The organism is Streptomyces sp. NPDC058464, from assembly GCF_042721035.1.
Taxonomy (GTDB): domain Bacteria; phylum Actinomycetota; class Actinomycetes; order Streptomycetales; family Streptomycetaceae; genus Streptomyces.
The window spans coordinates 20,122-38,619 of record NZ_JBHXMA010000070.1 but is presented as its reverse complement, the minus strand read 5'-3'; the positions used below and the strand labels follow the sequence as shown (position 1 = coordinate 38,619).

19 protein-coding genes are annotated in these 18,498 nt (G+C 72.2%); 4 read left to right on the top strand and 15 right to left on the bottom strand.

Annotated features, from left to right (window positions below):
* Positions 1-122 precede the first annotated feature (122 nt).
* From der to aroH, 5 genes are all read right to left on the bottom strand, one after another.
* Positions 123-1,607 (bottom strand): ribosome biogenesis GTPase Der, encoded by a 1,485-nt coding sequence (gene der, locus ACFWPQ_RS48595; RefSeq protein ID WP_384050744.1) that lies wholly within the window; start codon positions 1,605-1,607, stop codon positions 123-125.
* Between the two features lie 78 nt (positions 1,608-1,685).
* Positions 1,686-2,273, bottom strand: coding sequence for a lysophospholipid acyltransferase family protein (locus ACFWPQ_RS48590; protein WP_384050756.1), 588 nt, complete (start codon positions 2,271-2,273; stop codon positions 1,686-1,688).
* A 53-nt stretch (positions 2,274-2,326) separates the two neighbouring features.
* Complete coding sequence (cmk, locus tag ACFWPQ_RS48585; protein WP_384050741.1) at positions 2,327-3,013, bottom strand: (d)CMP kinase; 687 nt, start codon at positions 3,011-3,013, stop codon at positions 2,327-2,329.
* Between the two features lie 96 nt (positions 3,014-3,109).
* The gene (locus tag ACFWPQ_RS48580; RefSeq protein WP_384050738.1) at positions 3,110-4,195 is read right to left on the bottom strand and encodes a prephenate dehydrogenase; all 1,086 of its coding nucleotides are present in this window, start codon (positions 4,193-4,195) and stop codon (positions 3,110-3,112) included.
* A complete protein-coding gene (aroH, locus tag ACFWPQ_RS48575) occupies positions 4,192-4,554 on the bottom strand; it encodes a chorismate mutase (protein ID WP_384050735.1) in 363 nt (120 codons plus the stop codon). Before aroH ends, ACFWPQ_RS48580 begins: the two co-directional genes overlap by 4 nt.
* Positions 4,555-4,788: 234 nt before the next feature.
* Between aroH and ACFWPQ_RS48570 the strand changes: the two genes are divergently transcribed.
* The 4 genes from ACFWPQ_RS48570 to ACFWPQ_RS48555 are packed head-to-tail and all read left to right on the top strand — an operon-like array spanning position 4,789 to position 7,271.
* Positions 4,789-5,460 (top strand): hypothetical protein, encoded by a 672-nt coding sequence (locus ACFWPQ_RS48570; protein ID WP_384050732.1) that lies wholly within the window; start codon positions 4,789-4,791, stop codon positions 5,458-5,460.
* 35 nt (positions 5,461-5,495) lie between these two features.
* A complete protein-coding gene (locus tag ACFWPQ_RS48565) occupies positions 5,496-6,080 on the top strand; it encodes a DUF6529 family protein (protein ID WP_384050729.1) in 585 nt (194 codons plus the stop codon).
* Positions 6,077-6,514, top strand: coding sequence for a Rieske (2Fe-2S) protein (locus tag ACFWPQ_RS48560; protein ID WP_384050726.1), 438 nt, complete (start codon positions 6,077-6,079; stop codon positions 6,512-6,514). Before ACFWPQ_RS48565 ends, ACFWPQ_RS48560 begins: the two co-directional genes overlap by 4 nt.
* Positions 6,515-6,536: 22 nt before the next feature.
* Complete coding sequence (locus ACFWPQ_RS48555) at positions 6,537-7,271, top strand: DNA polymerase beta superfamily protein (RefSeq protein ID WP_384050723.1); 735 nt, start codon at positions 6,537-6,539, stop codon at positions 7,269-7,271.
* Positions 7,272-7,306: 35 nt separating this feature from the next.
* Here ACFWPQ_RS48555 and ACFWPQ_RS48550 read toward each other — a convergent pair whose 3' ends face one another.
* From ACFWPQ_RS48550 to ACFWPQ_RS48505, 10 genes are all read right to left on the bottom strand, one after another.
* The gene (locus tag ACFWPQ_RS48550; RefSeq protein WP_384050721.1) at positions 7,307-8,329 is read right to left on the bottom strand and encodes an ADP-ribosylglycohydrolase family protein; all 1,023 of its coding nucleotides are present in this window, start codon (positions 8,327-8,329) and stop codon (positions 7,307-7,309) included.
* A complete protein-coding gene (locus ACFWPQ_RS48545) occupies positions 8,326-9,045 on the bottom strand; it encodes an NUDIX domain-containing protein (RefSeq protein ID WP_384050718.1) in 720 nt (239 codons plus the stop codon). The genes ACFWPQ_RS48550 and ACFWPQ_RS48545 overlap by 4 nt, the downstream gene beginning before the upstream one ends.
* A 186-nt stretch (positions 9,046-9,231) precedes the next feature.
* Complete coding sequence (locus ACFWPQ_RS48540) at positions 9,232-10,356, bottom strand: pseudouridine synthase (protein ID WP_384050715.1); 1,125 nt, start codon at positions 10,354-10,356, stop codon at positions 9,232-9,234.
* Between the two features lie 11 nt (positions 10,357-10,367).
* The gene (gene scpB, locus ACFWPQ_RS48535; RefSeq protein ID WP_384050712.1) at positions 10,368-11,018 is read right to left on the bottom strand and encodes an SMC-Scp complex subunit ScpB; all 651 of its coding nucleotides are present in this window, start codon (positions 11,016-11,018) and stop codon (positions 10,368-10,370) included.
* Positions 11,015-12,136, bottom strand: coding sequence for a segregation/condensation protein A (locus tag ACFWPQ_RS48530; protein WP_384050709.1), 1,122 nt, complete (start codon positions 12,134-12,136; stop codon positions 11,015-11,017). Before ACFWPQ_RS48530 ends, scpB begins: the two co-directional genes overlap by 4 nt.
* 18 nt (positions 12,137-12,154) lie before the next feature.
* Positions 12,155-12,769, bottom strand: coding sequence for a hypothetical protein (locus tag ACFWPQ_RS48525; protein ID WP_384050706.1), 615 nt, complete (start codon positions 12,767-12,769; stop codon positions 12,155-12,157).
* Complete coding sequence (locus ACFWPQ_RS48520) at positions 12,754-13,881, bottom strand: ParA family protein (protein ID WP_361293022.1); 1,128 nt, start codon at positions 13,879-13,881, stop codon at positions 12,754-12,756. The genes ACFWPQ_RS48525 and ACFWPQ_RS48520 overlap by 16 nt, the downstream gene beginning before the upstream one ends.
* Before the next feature lie 405 nt (positions 13,882-14,286).
* A complete protein-coding gene (ald, locus tag ACFWPQ_RS48515; RefSeq protein WP_384050701.1) occupies positions 14,287-15,411 on the bottom strand; it encodes an alanine dehydrogenase in 1,125 nt (374 codons plus the stop codon).
* Between the two features lie 135 nt (positions 15,412-15,546).
* Complete coding sequence (locus ACFWPQ_RS48510; protein WP_384050698.1) at positions 15,547-17,622, bottom strand: tetratricopeptide repeat protein; 2,076 nt, start codon at positions 17,620-17,622, stop codon at positions 15,547-15,549.
* A 194-nt stretch (positions 17,623-17,816) separates the two neighbouring features.
* Positions 17,817-18,443, bottom strand: coding sequence for an NUDIX hydrolase (locus tag ACFWPQ_RS48505; protein ID WP_361293016.1), 627 nt, complete (start codon positions 18,441-18,443; stop codon positions 17,817-17,819).
* Between the last annotated feature and the right edge of the window lie 55 nt (positions 18,444-18,498).

Genomic DNA, 18,498 nt, shown 5'->3' with positions numbered 1-18,498 from the left:
CCCCGGTTACGGCCGCCGCCCGGTTGGGGGGGGGGGGCCGCCCCGCCCCCCCGGCGCGGGGGGCTTTCACACTTGCGTGGGGGGCGGCCACCGCTGACGGTGGCCGCCCCTCACGCATGCGGCTACTTCTTCTTCGCGCCGCGCTTCTCGCGCACCCGCACGGAGATGTGGATCGGCGTGCCCTCGAAGCCGAACTCCTCGCGCAGCCGGCGCTCGATGAAGCGGCGGTAGCCCGCCTCGATGAAGCCGGAGGCGAACAGGACGAACCGCGGCGGCTTGGTGCCGGCCTGGGTGCCGAACAGGATGCGGGGCTGCTTGCCGCCCCGGACCGGGTGCGGGTGGGCCGCGACCAGCTCGCCGAGGAAGGCGTTGAGGCGGCCGGTGGGGACACGGGTCTCCCAGCCGCCAAGGGCGGTCTCGATCGCGGGGACCAGCTTCTCCATGTGGCGGCCGGTGCGGGCCGAGACGTTGACGCGGGGCGCCCAGGCGACCTGGCCGAGCTCGGTCTCGATCTCGCGTTCCAGGTAGTAGCGGCGCTCCTCGTCGAGGGTGTCCCACTTGTTGAAGGCGAGGACGACCGCACGGCCCGCCTCGACGGCCATGGTGACGATCCGCTGGTCCTGCACGGAGATGTTCTCGGAGGCGTCGAGCAGGATGACCGCGAGCTCGGCCTTCTCGACGGCGGCCGCGGTGCGCAGCGAGGCGTAGTAGTCGGCGCCCTGCTGGAGGTGGACGCGCTTGCGGATGCCGGCGGTGTCGACGAACTTCCAGGTGATGCCGCCGAGTTCGATCAGCTCGTCGACCGGGTCGCGGGTGGTGCCGGCGATCTCGTTGACGACGACGCGCTCCTCGCCGGCCACCTTGTTGAGGAGGGAGGACTTGCCGACGTTCGGGCGGCCGATGAGGGCGATCCGGCGGGGGCCGCCGACGCCGGGGCCGCCGAAGGTCTGCTCGGGCGCCTCGGGCAGCGCCTCCAGGACGGCGTCCAGCATGTCGCCGGTGCCGCGGCCGTGCAGGGCGGAGACGGGGTGCGGCTCGCCGAGGCCCAGGGACCAGAGGTAGGACGCGTCGGCCTCGCCGCTGGGACCGTCGACCTTGTTGGCGGCCAGCACGACGGGCTTGCCGGCCTTGCGCAGCAGTCGTACGACCGCCTCGTCGGTGTCGGTCGCGCCGACCTTGGCGTCGACGACGAAGACGACCGCGTCGGCCGCCTCGATCGCGTACTCGGCCTGGGCCGCCACGGAGGCGTCGATGCCGAGGACGTCCTGCTCCCAGCCGCCGGTGTCGACGACCTTGAAGCGGCGGCCGGCCCACTCCGCCTCGTAGGTCACGCGGTCCCGGGTGACCCCGGGCTTGTCCTCGACGACGGCCTCGCGGCGCCCGATGATGCGGTTCACCAGAGTCGACTTGCCGACGTTCGGGCGGCCCACGACGGCGAGGACGGGCAGCGGGCCGTGGCCGGCCGCCTCGATGGCGCCCTCGACGTCCTCGATGTCGAAGCCCTCTTCGGCGGCGAGCTCCATGAACTCCGCGTACTCGGTGTCACCGAGCGCCCCGTGGTCGTACTCGTGCTCAGCCGAGTCGCCGGGCTGGATGTGGTCGTTCATGAAGTGCGTACCTCGTCGTTCATCGTGGTGATCGGTGGACCGGCCGCGAAATGGGGCTGATCCACTACTAAGTGTCGCTTAGCGTCCGGTCAGACGCCTGGCGTTTTCCAGGTGGCCCGCGAGCTGCTTCTGGATACGCTCGGTGGCCTCGTCCAGGGCCTTTCGGGTGCGTCGGCCGCTGCCGTCGCCCGCTTCGAAGGGGTCGCCGAAGACGACGTCGACGCGGGAGCGCAGCGGGGGCAGCCCCTTTATCAACCGTCCGCGCCGCTCGGAGCTTCCCAGCACGGCCACCGGGACGATCGGCGCCCCGGAGCGCACCGCGAAGTAGGCGAGGCCCGCGCGGAGGGCGGCGAAGTCGCCGTCGCCGCGGCTGCCCTCGGGGAATATGCCGAGCACTCCCCCGGTCTCCAGGACACCGAGCGCCCGGGTGATCGCCGTGCGGTCGGTGGACTGGCGGTCCACCTTCAGCTGCCCGATCCGGGTCAGGAACGGGTCGAGCGGCCCGACGAACGCCTCCTTCTTGATGAGGAAGTGCGTCGGCCGGGGCGCCACGCCCATGACCATCGGGCCGTCGATGTTGTGGGAGTGGTTCACGGCGAGGATCGCCGGGCCCTGCGCGGGCACCTTCCAGGAGCCGAGCACGCGCGGCTTCCACAGCCCGTACATCAGGCCGACCCCGATGCGGCGCCCGGTCTCGGCGCCCCGCTGCGACGGAACGCTCACTTCCCGGCCCGCTTCTCCTCGACGAGGGTGACGACGCACTCGATGACCTGGGCCAGCGTCAGCTCGGTGGTGTCCACCTCGACCGCGTCACCGGCCTTGGCGAGCGGCGAGGTCTTGCGGGTGGAGTCGGCCGCGTCCCGCTTGACCAACGCCTCGCGGGTGGCGTTGACGTCGGCGCCCTTCAGCTCGCCGCTGCGGCGCGCCGCGCGGGCCTCCGGGGAGGCGGTGAGGAAGACCTTCAGGTCGGCGTCGGGCAGCACGGTGGTGCCGATGTCGCGGCCCTCGACGACGATGCCGTGCGCGGCGGCGCGGGCCAGCGACCGCTGCAGCTCGCTGATCCGGGTGCGCACCTCGGGCACCGCGCTGACCGCGCTGACCTTGGAGGTGACCTCCTCGGTGCGGATCGGGCCGGCGACGTCCACGCCGTCGACGGTGATCGTCGGCTTGACCGGGTCGGTCCCCGAGACGATCTCCGGCTTGCCGGCCACCGCGGCGATCGCGGTCGGGTCGGTCAGGTCGATGCCGCTGTTCACCATCCACCAGGTGATCGCCCGGTACTGGGCGCCGGTGTCCAGGTAGCTCAGGCCGAGCTGCTCGGCCACGGCCTTGGACGTGCTCGACTTGCCGGTGCCCGAGGGGCCGTCGATCGCGACAATCACGGGCTTTACGGCGCCGTTTTCCACGGGGGGACACCTTCCGGGTGCAGGGTGGTGGGTGGTGTGCGGGCGGCGGTGCGCCCCGCACAAGGTTACCGGCCCCCGGGACCGCCGTTCTCAGCGCTACTGGCGCAGCGCCCAGCCCCGGTCCCGCAGCGCCGACGTGAGCACGGGCACGGCCTTCGGCTCCACCCAGAGCTGGACGTGGCCGGCCTGCTGACCGGTGGCGTGCTCGATCCGCACGTCCTCGATGTTGACCCCGGCCGCCCCGGCGTCCGCGAAGATCCTGGCCAGCTGGCCGGGCTGGTCGCTGATGAGCACCGCCACGACCTCGTACGCCCGCGGCGCCGACCCGTGCTTGCCGGGCACCCGGACCTGACCGGCGTTGCCGCGGCGCAGCACGTCCTCGATCCCGGCCCCGCCCGCGCGCCGCTTGTCCTCGTCGGAGGACTCCAGGGCGCGCAGGGCGCGGACCGTCTCGTCGAGGTCGGCGGAGACGTCGGCCAGCAGGTCGGCGACCGGGCCGGGGTTCGCGGAGAGGATGTCGATCCACATCCCGGGGTCGGAGGCGGCGATCCGGGTCACGTCCCGGATGCCCTGGCCGCACAGCCGTACGGCCGACTCGTCGGCGTGCTCCAGGCGGGCCGCGACCATGCTGGAGACCAGGTGGGGCATGTGGGAGACCAGGGCCACCGCGCGGTCGTGGGCGTCGGCGTCCATGACCACCGGCAGGGCCCGGCAGTGCGAGACCAGCTCCAGGGCGAGGTTCAGGACCTCGGTGTCGGTGTCCCGGGTGGGGGTGAGCACCCAGGGCCGGCCCTCGAAGAGGTCGGCGGTGGCGGCCAGCGGCCCGGACTTCTCCCGGCCGGACATGGGGTGCGTGCCGATGTACGACGACAGGTCCAGGCCGCGCTCCTCCAGCTCCCGGCGCGGGCCGCCCTTGACGCTGGCCACGTCGGCGTAGCCGCGCGCCAGGCCCCTGCCCATCGCGTCCGCGAGGACGGCGGCCACATGGGCGGGCGGGGCGGCGACGAGCGCCAGGTCCACCGGCCCGTCGGGCGCCTCGTCGGTGCCGGCGCCGAGCGCGGCCGCGGTACGGGCCTGCTCGGGGTCATGGTCGGCGAGGTGGACGACGACGCCCCGCTGGGCGAGGGCGAGCGCGGCGGACGTGCCGATGAGACCGGTGCCGATGACGAGCGCGGTCCTCACTGGGCGATGTCCTTGCGCAGGGCGGCCGCGGCACCGAGGTAGACGTGACTGATGTCGGCGCGCGGCAGGTCGGACTCGATGTGCGCCAGTATCCGGACGACCCGGGGCATGGCGCCCGCGATGTCCAGCTCCTGGGCGCAGATCAGCGGTACGTCGACGATGCCGAGCTTGCGCGCGGCGGCCGCCGGGAAGTCGCTGTGCAGGTCGGGGGTGGCCGTGAACCAGATGCTGATCAGGTCGTCGGCGGTCAGCCCGTTCCGCTCCAGGACGGCCGTGAGCAGCGCTCCGACCTGTTCGTCCATGTGACCGGCCTCGTCCCGCTCCAGCTGGACGGCCCCCCGGACCGCTCGTACCGCCACGGCGCTGCTCCTGTTCTGACGTCGGCGTCTTGGTCCGTCCAGCCTAGTCAGACCGCCGCCGGGCCCGTGCGCCGTGCCCGCCCGCTGAGACGGGGCCGTCGCCTGCCATGGCCCCAATGTCACGTGTGGTACCCCATTCCGCCACTTGGGAGGAAACACCCCTGTGCGCCTCTTTACGCCGGGCCCGCCGATCCGCTCTGATGGCAGGCAGACCCGCCTCGGGGGAGGCCCGCCATGAAACGTCCCGGTCCCTTGCTGACCCTGCTCGCGGGTCTGCTGTTCGGCCTGTTCATGCTGACGCTCAACGCGACGACGGGGACGAAGACCGCTTCGTCGTCGTACCAGGAGAAGTCACCCAGTCCGGCCCCGACGAGGACCACGGCGTCCCCGACGGCCACGGTGTCCCCGTCCCCACCTCCGTCGCCGAGGCCGGCGAAGATCGCCGACGCCTCCTACGCCGGCCGCACCGACGACGACTCGTCCTCCGTGGCCGTCTCGGTCCGCGACGGCAGGGCGATCGCGTACTTCTGCGACGGCCACAGCAAGGAGTCCTGGCTCAAGGGCCCGGTGGAGCCCGACGGGAGCATGAGGCTCACCGGCAGTCACGGCGCCGTCCTGAACGGCACGCTCCAGGACAACCGGCGCATCCGCGGGACCGTCGACCTGGACGGCGGCCACTACGCCTTCACCGCCCAGCGGGCCGTCAAGGGGTCGGGCCTGTACCGGGCCACGGCGACGGTACGAGGCGCGAAGGTGGACGGCGGCTGGATCGTGCTCGCCGACGGCCGCCAGGTCGGCATCGTCGACCGTGACGGCAAGCCCTCGGCGGCACCCCGCATCGACCCGGAGACCGGCGCCGTGACGGTCGACGGACAGCAGCTGACGGCGAGCCCAGTCGTCCCCTGACACCCGGCCGTGACCGTGATCCGAGGGAGCCGACCATGTCCGTCGACCCGAACGCCGCCACCCAGAGCTGGCCGTCGCCCGAGCCGCACCACCGCCGCCCGCACCCCGTCCGCTATCTCGTCCCCGTCCTGGTGGCCGCCGCGGTCGCGGTCGCCCTCGGCGTGTACGGCAGGGTCCACCAGCCGACCGGGACGGCCTTCAACCTCGCCGGTTTCAGCAGCACGCGCGCGGTGAAGTCCTGGCTCGCCTCGACGGCGTTCTTCTTCGCGCTCGTCCAGCTGGCCTCGGCGCTGATGATGTACGGCAAGCTGCCGGGACCTCGCTGGGCGCCCGCGCTGCACCGCTGGTCGGGGCGGATCGCGTTCCTGGTCGCCGTCCCCGTGGCGGTCCACTGCCTGTACGCGTTGGGCTATCAGACGTACGAAACACGCGTTTTGTGGCACTCCATCCTGGGTTGCTTCTTCTTCGGTGTTTTCAGTGCCAAGATGCTGCTGCTCCGCTCGGAGCGACTCCCCGGCTGGCTGCTGCCGATCGTCGGTGGGCTGGTGTTCGCCGTGCTCACGCTCGTCTGGCTGACGTCAGCCTTCTGGTTCTTCCGCACGTTCGGGGTGACGACATGACCGACGGCTCCACTCGGCGCAGCGTGCTCACGACGGGTACCGCGGCGCTCGCCGCGACCTGCGTGGGATGCAGCAACTACAACGACAACGGCTCCTCCAGCTCGTCCGCGACGTCCGCCTCGTCCGGGGCGGGGAGCGCGGCCTCCGGGGATGTGCTGGCGCAGACGAGCGAGATCCCGGAGGGCGGCGGCATGATCTTCAAGGACCAGAAGGTCGTGGTGACCCAGCCGACGAAGGGCGAGTTCAAGGCCTTCTCGGCGATCTGCACGCATCAGGGCTGCACGGTGAACCAGGTGGCGGACGGCACCATCGACTGCCCCTGCCACGGCAGCAAGTTCCACATCGCCGACGGCTCGGTCGCCCACGGCCCGGCGACCAGGCCGCTGCCGGCCGAGACGATCACGGTGAGCGGAAATTCCATCACCCTGGGGTGACCGGCCACATACGCTCCTGGGCATGGAGCCCGAGGACCTGGTGCGCGACCACACGATCTACGCCTGTGTCATGGGGTCGCGGGCCTTCGGTCTGGCCACGGAGGACAGCGACACCGACCGCCGGGGTGTGTTCCTCGCCCCCACTCCCCTGTTCTGGGGCTTGGCGAAGCCGCCGACACATGTCGAGGGGCCGGGCGAGGAGCAGTTCTCCTGGGAGCTGGAACGGTTCTGCGAGCTGGCGCTACGGGCCAACCCGAACATCCTGGAGTGCCTGCACTCACCCCTGGTCGAACGCCTCGACGACACGGGCCGCGAGTTGCTCGCGCTGCGCGGAGCCTTCCTCTCCCGGCGCGCCTACGACTCCTTCACCGGCTACGCCCTCGCCCAGCGCCGGAAGCTCGACGCCGACGTCCGTGTGCACGGAGCCCCGCGCTGGAAGCACGCGATGCACCTGCTGCGGCTGCTGACGAGCGCCCGCGACCTGCTGCGCACCGGCGAGCTGACGATCGGCGTCGGCGACCGGCGCGCGGAGTTCCTGGCGGTGAAGCGGGGCGAGGTCTCCTGGGCGGAGGCCGAGTCCCGGATGGCCCGGCTGGCCGAGGAGACCGAACGGGCGCTGCACGGCACCCCGCTCCCGGCGGAGCCGGACCACGCGCGCGTGGCCGACTTCCTGTTCCGGACCCGCCGGGCCTCGGCTCTCCGGACGCACCCGGACCACCAGACCGTGCAGGGCGCCGTGCGCGCCAGGCGGTGCTGAGTTCAGCTCAGGGCGAGTGCGGCGCCGAGTTCGACTCAGGCGTCCCAGAGCGCGCCCAGGGTCATCAGGTCGCCCTGGTACTCGATCCGGTCGGCCCACTCGGTCGGCCAGGCGTCCTCGCCCAGCCAGGCCCCGGCGAAGGCGCCGGTGAGGCAGGCGATCGAGTCCGAGTCGCCGGAGGAGCAGGCGGCCCGGCGCAGGGCGAGCACCGGTTCGCCGGGGAAGAGCAGGAAGCAGAGCAGACCGGTCGCCAGGGCCTCTTCGGCGATCCAGCCGGCGCCGGTGGCCAGGCACGGGTCGGCCTCCGGCGAGGCGGTGCGCACGGCCTCCTGGAGCCGGTCGAGGATCTCCAGGCACTCGTCCCAGCCGCGCGCGATGAACGCCTCGGGGCTCGCGTCCTGGCCGCGCGTCCACAGGTCGCCGAGCCAGGTGCGGTGGTAGCGGGTGCGGTTCTCGCGGGCGTACGACCGCAGCCGGTCGACGAGCCGGTCCGGTTCGGTCCCCTGCGCGAGCAGCCGTACGGCACGCGCGGTGAGGTCGGAGGCGGCCAGCGCGGTGGGGTGGCCGTGGGTGAGCCCGGCCTGCAACTGGGCGGCGCCGGCGCGCTGTTCGTCGCTCAGCCCGGGGGCGAGACCGACGGGCGCGACCCGCATGTTGGCGCCGCAGCCCTTGGAGTCGATCTGGCTGGCGTCCTGCCAGGCGCGTCCCTCCTCCTTCAGGAGGTTGCAGGCCCGCAGGCAGGTCCGGCCGGGCGCCCGGTTGTTCTCGGGCGACTGGTACCAGTTCACGAACTCCTCGCGCAGCGGCCGCTCCAGCCGCTTGGGGGCGAGCACTCCCCGGTCCATGGCGGTGCGCATCGCGTGTCCCACGGCGAGGGTCATCTGGGTGTCGTCCGAGACGAAGGCCCGCTGCGGCAGCTCCATCTCCCGCCACGGCCCGAACTTGGCGAGGATGGACGGCACGTCGTTGAACTCGGTGGGGAAGCCGAGCGCGTCCCCGAGGGCGAGACCGATCAGGGAGCCGGTGGCGGCACGCTTGTCGCCGATGTTCGTGGTCATGCGGGGCGTCCTTCCCGGGACGGGCGGAGCAGGGGCGGGTGGAGCGCGGTGGCGGTGCCCGCGCGGTAGAGGGCGGCCGGTTTGCCGCGGCCGCCGGTCAACCGGGCGGCGCCGGGGGCGGGTTCGACGAAGCCGGGGGTGGCGAGCACCTTGCGGCGGAAGTTGGGGCGGTCCAGCGCGACGCCCCACACGGTCTCGTAGACGTTCTGCAGCTCGCCGAGGGTGAACTCGGGCGGGCAGAAGGCGGTGGCGAGACAGCTGTACTCCAGTTGCGCGCCGACCCGTTCATGGGCGTCGGCCAGGATCCGGACGTGGTCGAAGGCGAGCGGCCGGGCCGGGTCGTACGGCTGCCAGCGCGCCTGGGCCGCGTCCCCGCCGCCGTGCGGCTCGGGGGCGTCGGGCAGCAGCGCGGTGAAGGCGACGGAGACCACCCGCATCCTCGGGTCGCGGTCGGGCTCGCTGTAGGTGCGCAGCTGCTCCAGGTGCAGTCCGGACACGTCCGACAGGCCGGTCTCCTCGGCGAGTTCCCGCCGGGCCGCCGTCTCGGCCGACTCCCGCGGCAGCACGAAGCCGCCGGGCAGCGCCCACTGTCCGGCGTACGGCTCCTGCCCGCGCTCGACGAGCAGCACGTGCAGGGCTCCGGCGCGGAGGGTGAGGACGGCGAGGTCGACGGTGACGGCGAAGGGTTCGAAGGCGTGCTTGTCGTAGCCCTGCATGTGCCCGTCCACCCCCTCGGTGATCGACGCAACTAATGGTCTTTACGACTATAAAGAGCCGGCGGGGGTCGCGCAAGGCCTCAGCGGCCGCTGGAGCCCCGTTCGCGGATACGACGACGGCCGGTCCCGGACTACCCGGAACCGGCCGCCAGAAAGCCGTACACGCCCCTCTGCGGGGCCGGGGGTCTAGAGGTCGACTTCCTTCATGAGCATCCCGACCTCGGTGTTGGACAGGCGGCGCAGCCAGCCCGACTTCTGGTCGCCGAGGGTGATCGGCCCGAAGGCGACCCGCACCAGCTTGTCGACCGGGAACCCGGCCTCCGCCAGCATGCGGCGGACGATGTGCTTGCGGCCCTCGTGCAGGGTGACCTCGACGAGGTAGTTCTTGCCGGTCTGCTCGACGACCCGGAAGTGGTCCGCGCGCGCGTACCCGTCCTCCAGCTGGATGCCGTCCTTGAGCTTCTTGCCCAGGTCGCGCGGGATCGGGCCGACGATGTGCGCGAGGTAGGTCTTCTTCACGCCGTACTTGGGGTGGGTCAGCCGGTGCGCCAGCTCGCCGTGGTTGGTGAGCAGGATGACGCCCTCGGTCTCGGTGTCCAGGCGCCCCACGTGGAAGAGCCGGGTCTCCCGGTTGGTGACGTAGTCGCCGAGGCACTGCCGCCCGTCCGGGTCCTCCATGGTGGAGACCACGCCGGCCGGCTTGTTCAGCGAGAAGAACTGGTACGACTGCGTGGCGACGGTCAGCCCGTCGACCCTGACCTCGTCCTTCTCCGGGTCGACCCGCTTGCCCTGCTCCAGGACGATCTCGCCGTTGACCTCGACCCTGGCCTGCTCGATCAGCTCCTCGCAGGCACGCCGGGAGCCGTAGCCCGCGCGGGCGAGGACCTTCTGCAGCCGCTCGCCCTCCTGCTCGGCGCCCGGGAAGGTCTTGGGGAGCTTCACGTCCTTCTTGCCGGTGTACCGCTCCCGGTTGCGCTCCTCGGCGCGGGCGTCGTACTCACGGGAGCTCGCCGGAGCCGTCCGGCCGCGCCCGGTGCCCTGCCCCTGCCGGGGCCCGCCCTTGGCGCCGCCGCGCGCCGAGGCGCCGCGGCCCGACTTCGGGCCGTCCTGGGTGGCGCCCGGGCCTACGTCGTAGCGCCGCTCCTCCGGGCGCGGCTTCTTCGGCCGGCCGGCGCCCTGCTTGTCGTCGCGGGCGTTCCCGGCGCCGCGGTAGTTACCGCGGCCACCGCTGCTCCCGCCGCGGCCGCCGCTGTTGCCACCACGGCTCCCGCCGTTGTTTCCGCTGCTGTTCCTGCCGCTGCTGCTTCGCATCAAAGTTCCGTCTAGTCGTCTGCGTCGTCTGTTCCCGGCACATCGGGTGCGTCGGGGTCGAACGACGGTACGCCCTCCTGGGTCTCGGCCTCGATCGCCTCCGCCTCCGGGAGGAAGGGCGCGAGCTCCGGGAGCTCGTCCAGGCCACGCAGGCCCATCCGCTCCAGGAAGTAGTTCGTCGTCCTGTACAGGATCGCACCTGTTTCGGGTTCCGTGCCCGCCTCCTCGACCAGACCGCGCTGCAGCAGGGTGCGCATCACACCGTCGCAGTTGACCCCGCGGACGACCGAGACCCGGCTGCGGCTCACCGGCTGGCGGTACGCGACGACCGCGAGGGTCTCCAGGGCGGCCTGGGTGAGCCGGGCGGTCTGGCCCTCCAGGACCAGCCGCTCGACGGCGGGCGCGTACTCGCCGCGCGTGTAGTAACGCCAGCCGCCCGCGACGAACCGCAGCTCGAAGCCGCGGCCCTGCGCGGTGTACTCGTCCGCCAGCGCCCGCAGCGCCTTGGTGATCGTCTGCTTCGGCCGCTCCAGCAGCTTGGACAGGTGCTCGACGGTGGCGGGCTCGTCCACGACCATCAGGACGGCTTCCAGGGCCGGCTTGAGCTCGAGGTCGGCGACGGGCCGCAGCCCCGCCGGCAGCTCCGCGGTCTCCTCGCTCACGCCTTCTCCTCCTTGGGCGGCTCGGGCGGCCGGTCGAATTCGTCGGTGACCATCAGCCGGGCCCCGGCGTCCCCGCCGGTCCAGCGCACGATCAGGTCCCCGAGGGCGGTCTCCTGGTCGAGGGCGACGGCCTTCTCCCGGTACAGCTCCAGGAGCGCGAGGAAACGGGCCACGACGGTGAGCGTGTTGTCGGTGTCCTCGACGAGCACCCGGAAGCTCGCCTCCCCCAGCTCCCGCAGCCGCGCGACCACGATCCCGGCCTGTTCCTGCACGCTGACCAGCGGGGCGTGGATGTGGTCGACGTACACCTGCGGCTTGGGCCTGGGCTGCATCGCCTTGACCGCGAGCTTGGCGAAGCCCTCCGCCCCGATGCTGATGACGACCTCGGGCAGCAGCTCGGCGAGGTGCGGTTCGAGGCCGACGGTACGGGGCCAGCGGCGGGCCTCGTCGTCCAGGCGCCGGTTGAAGATGTCGGCGATCTGCTTGTACGCGCGGTACTGCAGCAGCCGGGCGAAAAGGAGGTCCCGAGCCTCGAGGAGCGCCAGGTCGGCCTCGTCCTCGACCTCGGCGGCGGGCAGCAGCCGGGCGGCCTTGAGGTCCAGCAGGGTGGCGGCGACGACGAGGAACTCGGTGGTCTGGTCGAGGTCCCAGTCCGGCCCCATGGCCCGGATGTGCCCCATGAACTCGTCGGTCACCTTGGACAGCGCGACCTCGGTGACGTCCAGCTTGTGCTTGGAGATCAGCTGGAGGAGCAGATCGAAAGGCCCCTCGAAGTTGGCGAGGCGGACCTTGAAGACACCGTCGGGAACGTCTTGGGGCTCCTCGGCGCCGGGGGGCTGGGGTTCGACAGCGCCAGGCTCCTCTTCTGACACGCCGCCGTTGTGGGCAGGCGTTCCGCTGGGCGATGGGGGTCCCCCCGCTCGAGCGAAGTCGAGAGTGGGGGAGGGTGGGCACAACGGCCCACCGGCCTCAGGAGGACCCACGGCCTCAGCCGACGCCGGCCCCTCGTCCGCCAACGGCACCGCTTCCGGCGCCGGCGGCGAAACACCCGGCCCGCGCCCCAGCGCACGCCGATGGCCGCCGGAGGCACCGGGAGCGGGAACGTCGGTCGAGGTCATAGCCCCCGCAGGCTACCCCTACCGCCCGCGCAGCCGTCGTACGAGGATGCTCGCGTCCCCGCGGGACTCCAGGTCGGCCAGGACCACGGCGACCGCCTCGCGGACGATCCGGCCCCGGTCCACGGCCAGCCCGTGCTCGCCCCGGAGCACCAGCCGGGCGTGCTCCAGGTCCATCAGCTCCTCGGCGGAGACGTACACGGTGATCTTCTCGTCGTGCCGCTCGCGCCCGCTGGGCCGCCGGGCGGGCGCCCGGCCGCCGCCCCGCTGCTTGCGGGGCTGCCCCTGCGCGGCGGACCCGGCAGAACCTTCCTGCGCCGCCTGCTGCCGCGCGGACCGCTCCGCCGACGGCGCGACCGTGACGGACTGCGCGGCGTGGTTGCGGGACTCCCCGGCGTCGGCCGACTCGGCCTCCGCCGCCACATGCTCCGCGCCCTCGCCGTCGCCGCCCTGCACGGGCACCGACTGGGGCACGTCCTCGGCGGCCGCGGCCGCCGTCTCGTCGCTCTCCCCCGCGGGAGCCGGCACCCGGGCCTCGCCGTTGACCGGGCGCCTGGGCGTGGACGGCTGCAGCGCCATCCCCCCGGTCGTACGGAACAGTTCGTCGGCCCCGGGCAGACTCACTCGGCGTGACACCGGGCGAGCACCTCCCTGGCGAGCTGGCGATAGGCGGCGGCACCGACGGAGTTGGAGGCGTACGTGGTGATCGGCTCACCGGCGACCGTGGTCTCCGGGAAGCGGACCGTGCGGCCGATGACCGTGTGGTAGACGTGGTCGTCGAACGCCTCGACGACACGGGCCAGCACCTCACGGCTGTGCACCGTGCGCGAGTCGTACATCGTGGCGAGGATGCCGTCGAGCTCCAGCTCCGGGTTGAGCCGCTCCTGGACCTTCTCGATGGTCTCGGTCAGCAGGGCGACACCACGCAGCGCGAAGAACTCGCACTCCAGCGGCACGATCACCTTGTGGGCGGCCGTCAGCGCGTTGACCGTGAGCAGGCCGAGCGAGGGCTGACAGTCGATCACGATGTAGTCGTAGTCGGGCAGCAGCGGCTTCAGGGCGCGCTGCAGCGTCGACTCACGGGCGACCTCGGAGACCAGCTGGACCTCGGCGGCCGACAGGTCGATGTTGGAGGGCAGCAGGTCCATGTTGGGGACCGCGGTCTTCAGAAGGACCTCGTCGGCCGCCATGCCCCGCTCCATGAGCAGATTGTAGACGGTGAGGTCGAGCTCCATCGGGTTGACGCCGAGACCGACCGACAGCGCGCCCTGCGGGTCGAAGTCCACGAGCAGCACCCGCCGGCCGTACTCCGCGAGCGCGGCACCCAGGTTGATGGTCGACGTGGTCTTGCCGACGCCGCCCTTCTGGTTGCACATCGCGATGATCGTCGCGGGGCCGTGACTGGTCACCGGGCCCGGGATCGGGAAGTACGGCAGCGGGCGCCCGGTCGGGCCGACGCGCTCGCGGCGCTGGCGGGCCGCGTCGGGCGCGAGCGTGGCCGCGTACTCCGGATCGGGCTCGTACTCGGCGTCGGGGTCGTAGAAGTGCCCGTCGGGCAGTTCGTCGTAGTCGGCGAATTGGCTGTGGGGCGCGCCACTTCCGTCGCCGGCCATGGCGTTCACGTGATGGCCATCCATGCTCTGGTGTGCTGTCCGCGTGGTCAGCGGACTCCGGGCTGCTGCGAAGGTACGCACCGCGACGGAGCCGACAGCCTCGAACCCCGCGGGACCCTGGTCCCGTACCGGCATTCCTGGTTGACCACCCCCGGGAGAAAATGTCGACTCATTCACAAGTCGTCTTACCTCCTTGGTGACCAGGAAACTTCTAGACAGGTCAGCGTGGCACTATGCCGACGGTTGGCGACTCTATGGCGTGTCGGGCGTTCGCAGCAACACAATCCGCCGGACCCGGCAGGATGTGTCGGCAATGAAACATCCCTCTGTCAAGGGCGTACGGCCGTCGCACAGCAGGTTTCACCGGTGTGCGAATCGGTCGAAGGGTTACGTTCGAGGCGAGTTGACCGCAAGTCGCAAAGTGACCATACACACATCCGGCCGGACCTTGTCGGGCAAGGTCCGGCCGGATGTGCGCGATTGACGCGGCTTGTTGACGTATCGCCTTTACGAAAAGGTGACTTGCCCGCCGGGTCCTGCTCAGCCGATGAGCGTGTCGAGGTCGACGTGCTCCAGGCCGTGCGCCTCGGCGACCTCCTTGTAAACGACCTTGCCGTCATGCGTGTTGAGGCCCTTGGCGAGCGCGGCGTCCCGGCGCAGCGCCTCCGCCCAGCCGTTGTCCGCGAGCGACACGATGTACGGGAGCGTGGCGTTGGTGAGCGCGTAGGTGGAGGTGTTGGGCACCGCACCGGGCATGTTGGCGACGCAGTAGAAGACCGACTCGTGGACCTTGAAGGTCGGCTCGGCGTGCGTGGTGGGGCGGGAGTCCTCGAAGCAGCCGCCCTGGTCGATCGCGATGTCGACAAGGACACTTCCCGGCTTCATGCGGGAGACCAGCTCGTTGGTGACGAGCTTCGGGGCCTTGGCGCCCGGGATGAGCACCGCGCCGACCACCAGGTCGGCCTCCAGGCACGCCTTCTCCAGCTCGAAGGAGTTGGACATGACGGCCTTGACCTTGGTGCCGAAGATCCGGTCGGCCTCGCGCAGCTTGTTGATGTCGCGGTCGAGCAGGGTCACGTCGAAGCCCATGCCGATGGCGATCTGCACGGCGTTCCAGCCGGAGACACCGCCGCCGATGACGACGGCCTTGGCGGGCAGCACACCCGGGACACCGCCGGGCAGGACGCCACGGCCGCCGGCGGCGCGCATCAGGTGGTAGGCGCCGACCTGCGGGGCGAGCCGGCCCGCGACCTCGGACATGGGCGCGAGCAGCGGCAGCGCGCGGTTCGGCAGCTCGACGGTCTCGTAGGCGATCGCCGTGGTGCCGGACTCCAGGAGGGCGTCGGTGCACTCCTTGGAGGCGGCCAGGTGCAGGTAGGTGAAGAGGGTCTGGTCCTTGCGGAGGCGGTGGTACTCCTCCGCGATCGGCTCCTTGACCTTCAGCAGCAGGTCCGCGGTGGCCCACACCTCGTCCGCGGTGTCCAGGATCGCGGCCCCGGCGGCGGTGTACTCGTCGTCCGGGATCGACGAGCCGACACCGGCGCCGCGCTCGATGACGACCTGGTGGCCGTGCCGCACCAGCTCGTGCACGCCGGCCGGGGTGATGGCCACCCGGAACTCGTTGTTCTTGACCTCGCGGGGGATGCCGACCTTCACGTCGATCACGGTCCTTGGCTCAGAGGGTGTGGGGGCATAGACACGCATACCCGGCATGCGGCGGCATACCAGGAGACACCGCGGAAGAACCGGCGGCAGAGCCAGTTTAATGAAGGCGTTCCGACTGTCTAGCCTTTCATTGCATCAATCTTGGCCGGAAGCACTACGGATTTCGTAGGCGTTAGCGCCGTGTTCCGGCTCGGAGTCCGGGTCCGAGGGGTCCATGGAGTCCCGGAGCTCCTCACTCAGCATGCGCTCGGCGGCCGAGCGGTGCAGGCTCGCGGCGATGGAGTCGCCGAGGCGCTCCAGCGTGTCGGCGAGCCGCAGCTGGAGCGCCGCCTGGAGCCGGGTGTCCTCGGCGCGGCGCGCCCACTCCACCGCCTCCTGGCAGGTGCTCAGCGACTCCTCGGGCCGGCCGGCGTACTCCTGGACCCGGGCCAGCTCGCTCAACGCCCTTGCCTGCGCGGCCACATCACCGTTCTTGCGGTGGCCGGAAACGGCCGCCCGCCAGGCCCGCAGCGCCTCCCCGTAGCGGCCCGCATAGGTGTGCGCGCCGGCGATGCGGCCGTAGAGCCGGGCCGCCTCGGCACGCTCGTCGCGGGCCAGGCGCTCGGCGAGGGCACGGCCGAACCAGTCGGCGGCCCGGTCGTAGTCCCCCAGCTCCTGGTACGCGCCACCTACGGATTCCATTGCGCGACCGGTCGCGTACGGGTCGTTTGCTCTGCGTCCGGCCTCCAAAGCCGACCGATATCGCACCAGAGCGTCCGCCGTTCGCCCGGTCTGCGCGTCCAGGTCGCCGAGGTTCAGCAGTGCGGCGGCCTGCTCCCGGGGCAGATCGCGGCGCTCGGCGACATCGAGCACGAGCCGGTGGATGCCGTACAGGTCGGGAGCCGCGGCCTGGGTACCGAGGTGCGCCACCATGGCCTTGACCAGCTGCGCCATCAGGCGGCGGGCCAGCGTGTCGAGCTCGCCGTCGGCGACCGCCGCGCGGGCTGCGGCCAGCAGCGCCGGACGCCGGATGCACAGCCACTCGGCGGCGGCCCGGGGGGTCGGGAAGCGCAGCTCCCGGGGCAGGGCCTGGAGCTTCTCGCGGGCCTGCGGGTTGTCGGTCTCGGTGATCGCCCGGCAGGACTGCAGCAGCCGTACCGTGCGCTCCAGCATCCGGGCGCGGGCCAGCTGGAGCTCCCCGGCCCGCTCCTGGCTCTCGGCCAGCACCCGGAGCAGCGGGTGCAGGCAGCCGGGGACCACGTACTGGGGCAGCGGGGAGGCCACCGGGTGCAGCAGGCCGAGGCGGACCAGCTCGTCCAGGGTGGTGCGGGCGGTGTCGACCGAGCAGCCGGCCAGGGAGGAGGCGGTGTGCGGGTCGACCAGGCCGGCCGGGGCCAGGCTGAGGAGGCGCAGTATCCGCGCGGACCGGCCCGGCAGCTGGCCGTGCGCGAACCGGAGGACGCGGACCAGCGCCGTGCCGTCGTCCGCCTCCGCGTGCAGGCGTTTGGCGAGGTCGGAGACGGCCGCTTGAGGGCGGGCGGCGAGCCAGCCGCCGGCCAGGGCGAGCGCGGCGGGCTGCGCCTGGCACACCTCGACCAGCGACTCGGCGGAACGGGGGTCGACGGTGATGCGGACCGAGCCGGTGTGCCGGCTGAGCAGTTCCACGGCCGACTTGGTGTCGAGGCCGCCCAGGGTGCACGGGCGGACGTTCGAGATCCCGGTGAGCGGGCCGCCGGAGACGGCGACGGCCAGGCAGTCCGGGGTGTCCGGGAGCAGTACGTCGACCTCTTCGGCGCCGGGCGCGTCGTCGAGCAGGAGCAGCATCCGGCGCCCCGCGAGGGCGGTGCGCAGGGCGTGGGTGAGGTCGTCCGCGGCGGCGCCGGCCGGGGTGGGCAGCCGCAGCGCGGTGAGGAGGTCGCGGGCGGTGCGCTCGACCGGGACCGGGGTGCCGTCGGGCTCGGTGAGGCGGGCGCGCAGCACTCCGTCGGGGTAGCCGGGGGCGACCTGCCGGACGAGCTCCTCGGCGAGGGCGGTGCGGCCGGAGCCGGGCCTGCCCGCGATCAGCAGCACCCGGGCGCGGGGGGCCTTGCGGCCGGCGATGGTGTCCAGGCCCGCGCGCTCGATGTCGGCGCGCAGTTCCTTCAACTCCCTTGTACGGCCCAGGAACCGGTCGTCCGTGGCCGCGGGCGCCGACCGCCGTGCGCCGCCTGTGTCCACCGCCTGATCCGTCACGGGCCACACTCCCGTCCCACCGCACACGCAGGCCCGCCGGGGCTCCGGTTCGGGCGTTTCGGCTCAATCGCGTCGAGCCTAGTTCACGTGCGAGGACGTTCCGGGCAGAGCGCGGCTGACCTATCGCCCGATCGGATCAGGCGATGGTCACACCGGCGTGCTCGAAGGACGGATCCGGGCCCCGGGGGCGGGGCTCAGGACTCGAAGGGGCGGGCCGGCCAGGGCGCGTCGGCCGGGCGCAGCGCGTCGAGGCCGTCACCGGTGCGGGCGGCGACCAGGGAGAGGACACCGGTCACGAGGCAGTTGTTGTGGAGGTCGCCGGCGAGCACCAGGCGCACCAGCTCGTCGACCGGTACGCGCGCGTACTCCAGGTCGATCTCCTCGTGCTCCGTCTCGAAGCGCTCCCCCTCGGCCTCGGAGAGGCCACGGGCGAGGAAGATCCGCACGGCCTCGTCGCAGCCGCCGGGGGTGGTGTACAGGTCGGTCAGCACCCGCCAGTCCTCGGCCTTGACATGGGCCTCCTCGTACAGCTCGCGCTGGGCGGCGTGCAGCGGGTTCTCACCGGGGATGTCGAGCAGGCCGGCCGGGATCTCCCAGAGCTTCTGCCGGACCGGGTGCCGGTACTGGCGGATGAGCAGCACGCGGTCCTCCTCGTCCAGGGCGAGGACGGCGACCGAGCCGGGGTGGACCTGGTAGTCGCGGCGGACCACCGAGCCGTCGGGCATGACCACCTCGTCGGTGCGGACCGAGGTCTTGTTGCCCACGAAGGGGGTCTCCGTCGCCCGGATCTCCCACTCCTCGGGGGTGTCCTTGATCGTCATGCCGAAACCTTCCAGACGTACGTGGAGAAAACCGGGGTGCGCACCTTTGAAGGTA

Bases quoted from the DNA above. Each gene is read 5' to 3' on its own strand.
- ACFWPQ_RS48560 (WP_384050726.1), top strand. From the start codon at position 6,077: ATGACCGACGGCTCCACTCGGCGCAGCGTGCTCACGACGGGTACCGCG.
- ACFWPQ_RS48590 (WP_384050756.1), bottom strand. From the start codon at position 2,273: ATGTACGGGCTGTGGAAGCCGCGCGTGCTCGGCTCCTGGAAGGTGCCC.
- ACFWPQ_RS48530 (WP_384050709.1), bottom strand. From the start codon at position 12,136: ATGACCTCGACCGACGTTCCCGCTCCCGGTGCCTCCGGCGGCCATCGG.
- ACFWPQ_RS48520 (WP_361293022.1), bottom strand. From the start codon at position 13,881: ATGCCGGTACGGGACCAGGGTCCCGCGGGGTTCGAGGCTGTCGGCTCC.
- ACFWPQ_RS48570 (WP_384050732.1), top strand. From the start codon at position 4,789: ATGAAACGTCCCGGTCCCTTGCTGACCCTGCTCGCGGGTCTGCTGTTC.
- der (WP_384050744.1), bottom strand. From the start codon at position 1,607: ATGAACGACCACATCCAGCCCGGCGACTCGGCTGAGCACGAGTACGAC.
- ACFWPQ_RS48565 (WP_384050729.1), top strand. From the start codon at position 5,496: ATGTCCGTCGACCCGAACGCCGCCACCCAGAGCTGGCCGTCGCCCGAG.
- ACFWPQ_RS48540 (WP_384050715.1), bottom strand. From the start codon at position 10,356: ATGCGAAGCAGCAGCGGCAGGAACAGCAGCGGAAACAACGGCGGGAGC.
- ACFWPQ_RS48550 (WP_384050721.1), bottom strand. From the start codon at position 8,329: ATGACCACGAACATCGGCGACAAGCGTGCCGCCACCGGCTCCCTGATC.
- ACFWPQ_RS48545 (WP_384050718.1), bottom strand. From the start codon at position 9,045: ATGCAGGGCTACGACAAGCACGCCTTCGAACCCTTCGCCGTCACCGTC.
- ACFWPQ_RS48555 (WP_384050723.1), top strand. From the start codon at position 6,537: ATGGAGCCCGAGGACCTGGTGCGCGACCACACGATCTACGCCTGTGTC.
- ACFWPQ_RS48505 (WP_361293016.1), bottom strand. From the start codon at position 18,443: ATGACGATCAAGGACACCCCCGAGGAGTGGGAGATCCGGGCGACGGAG.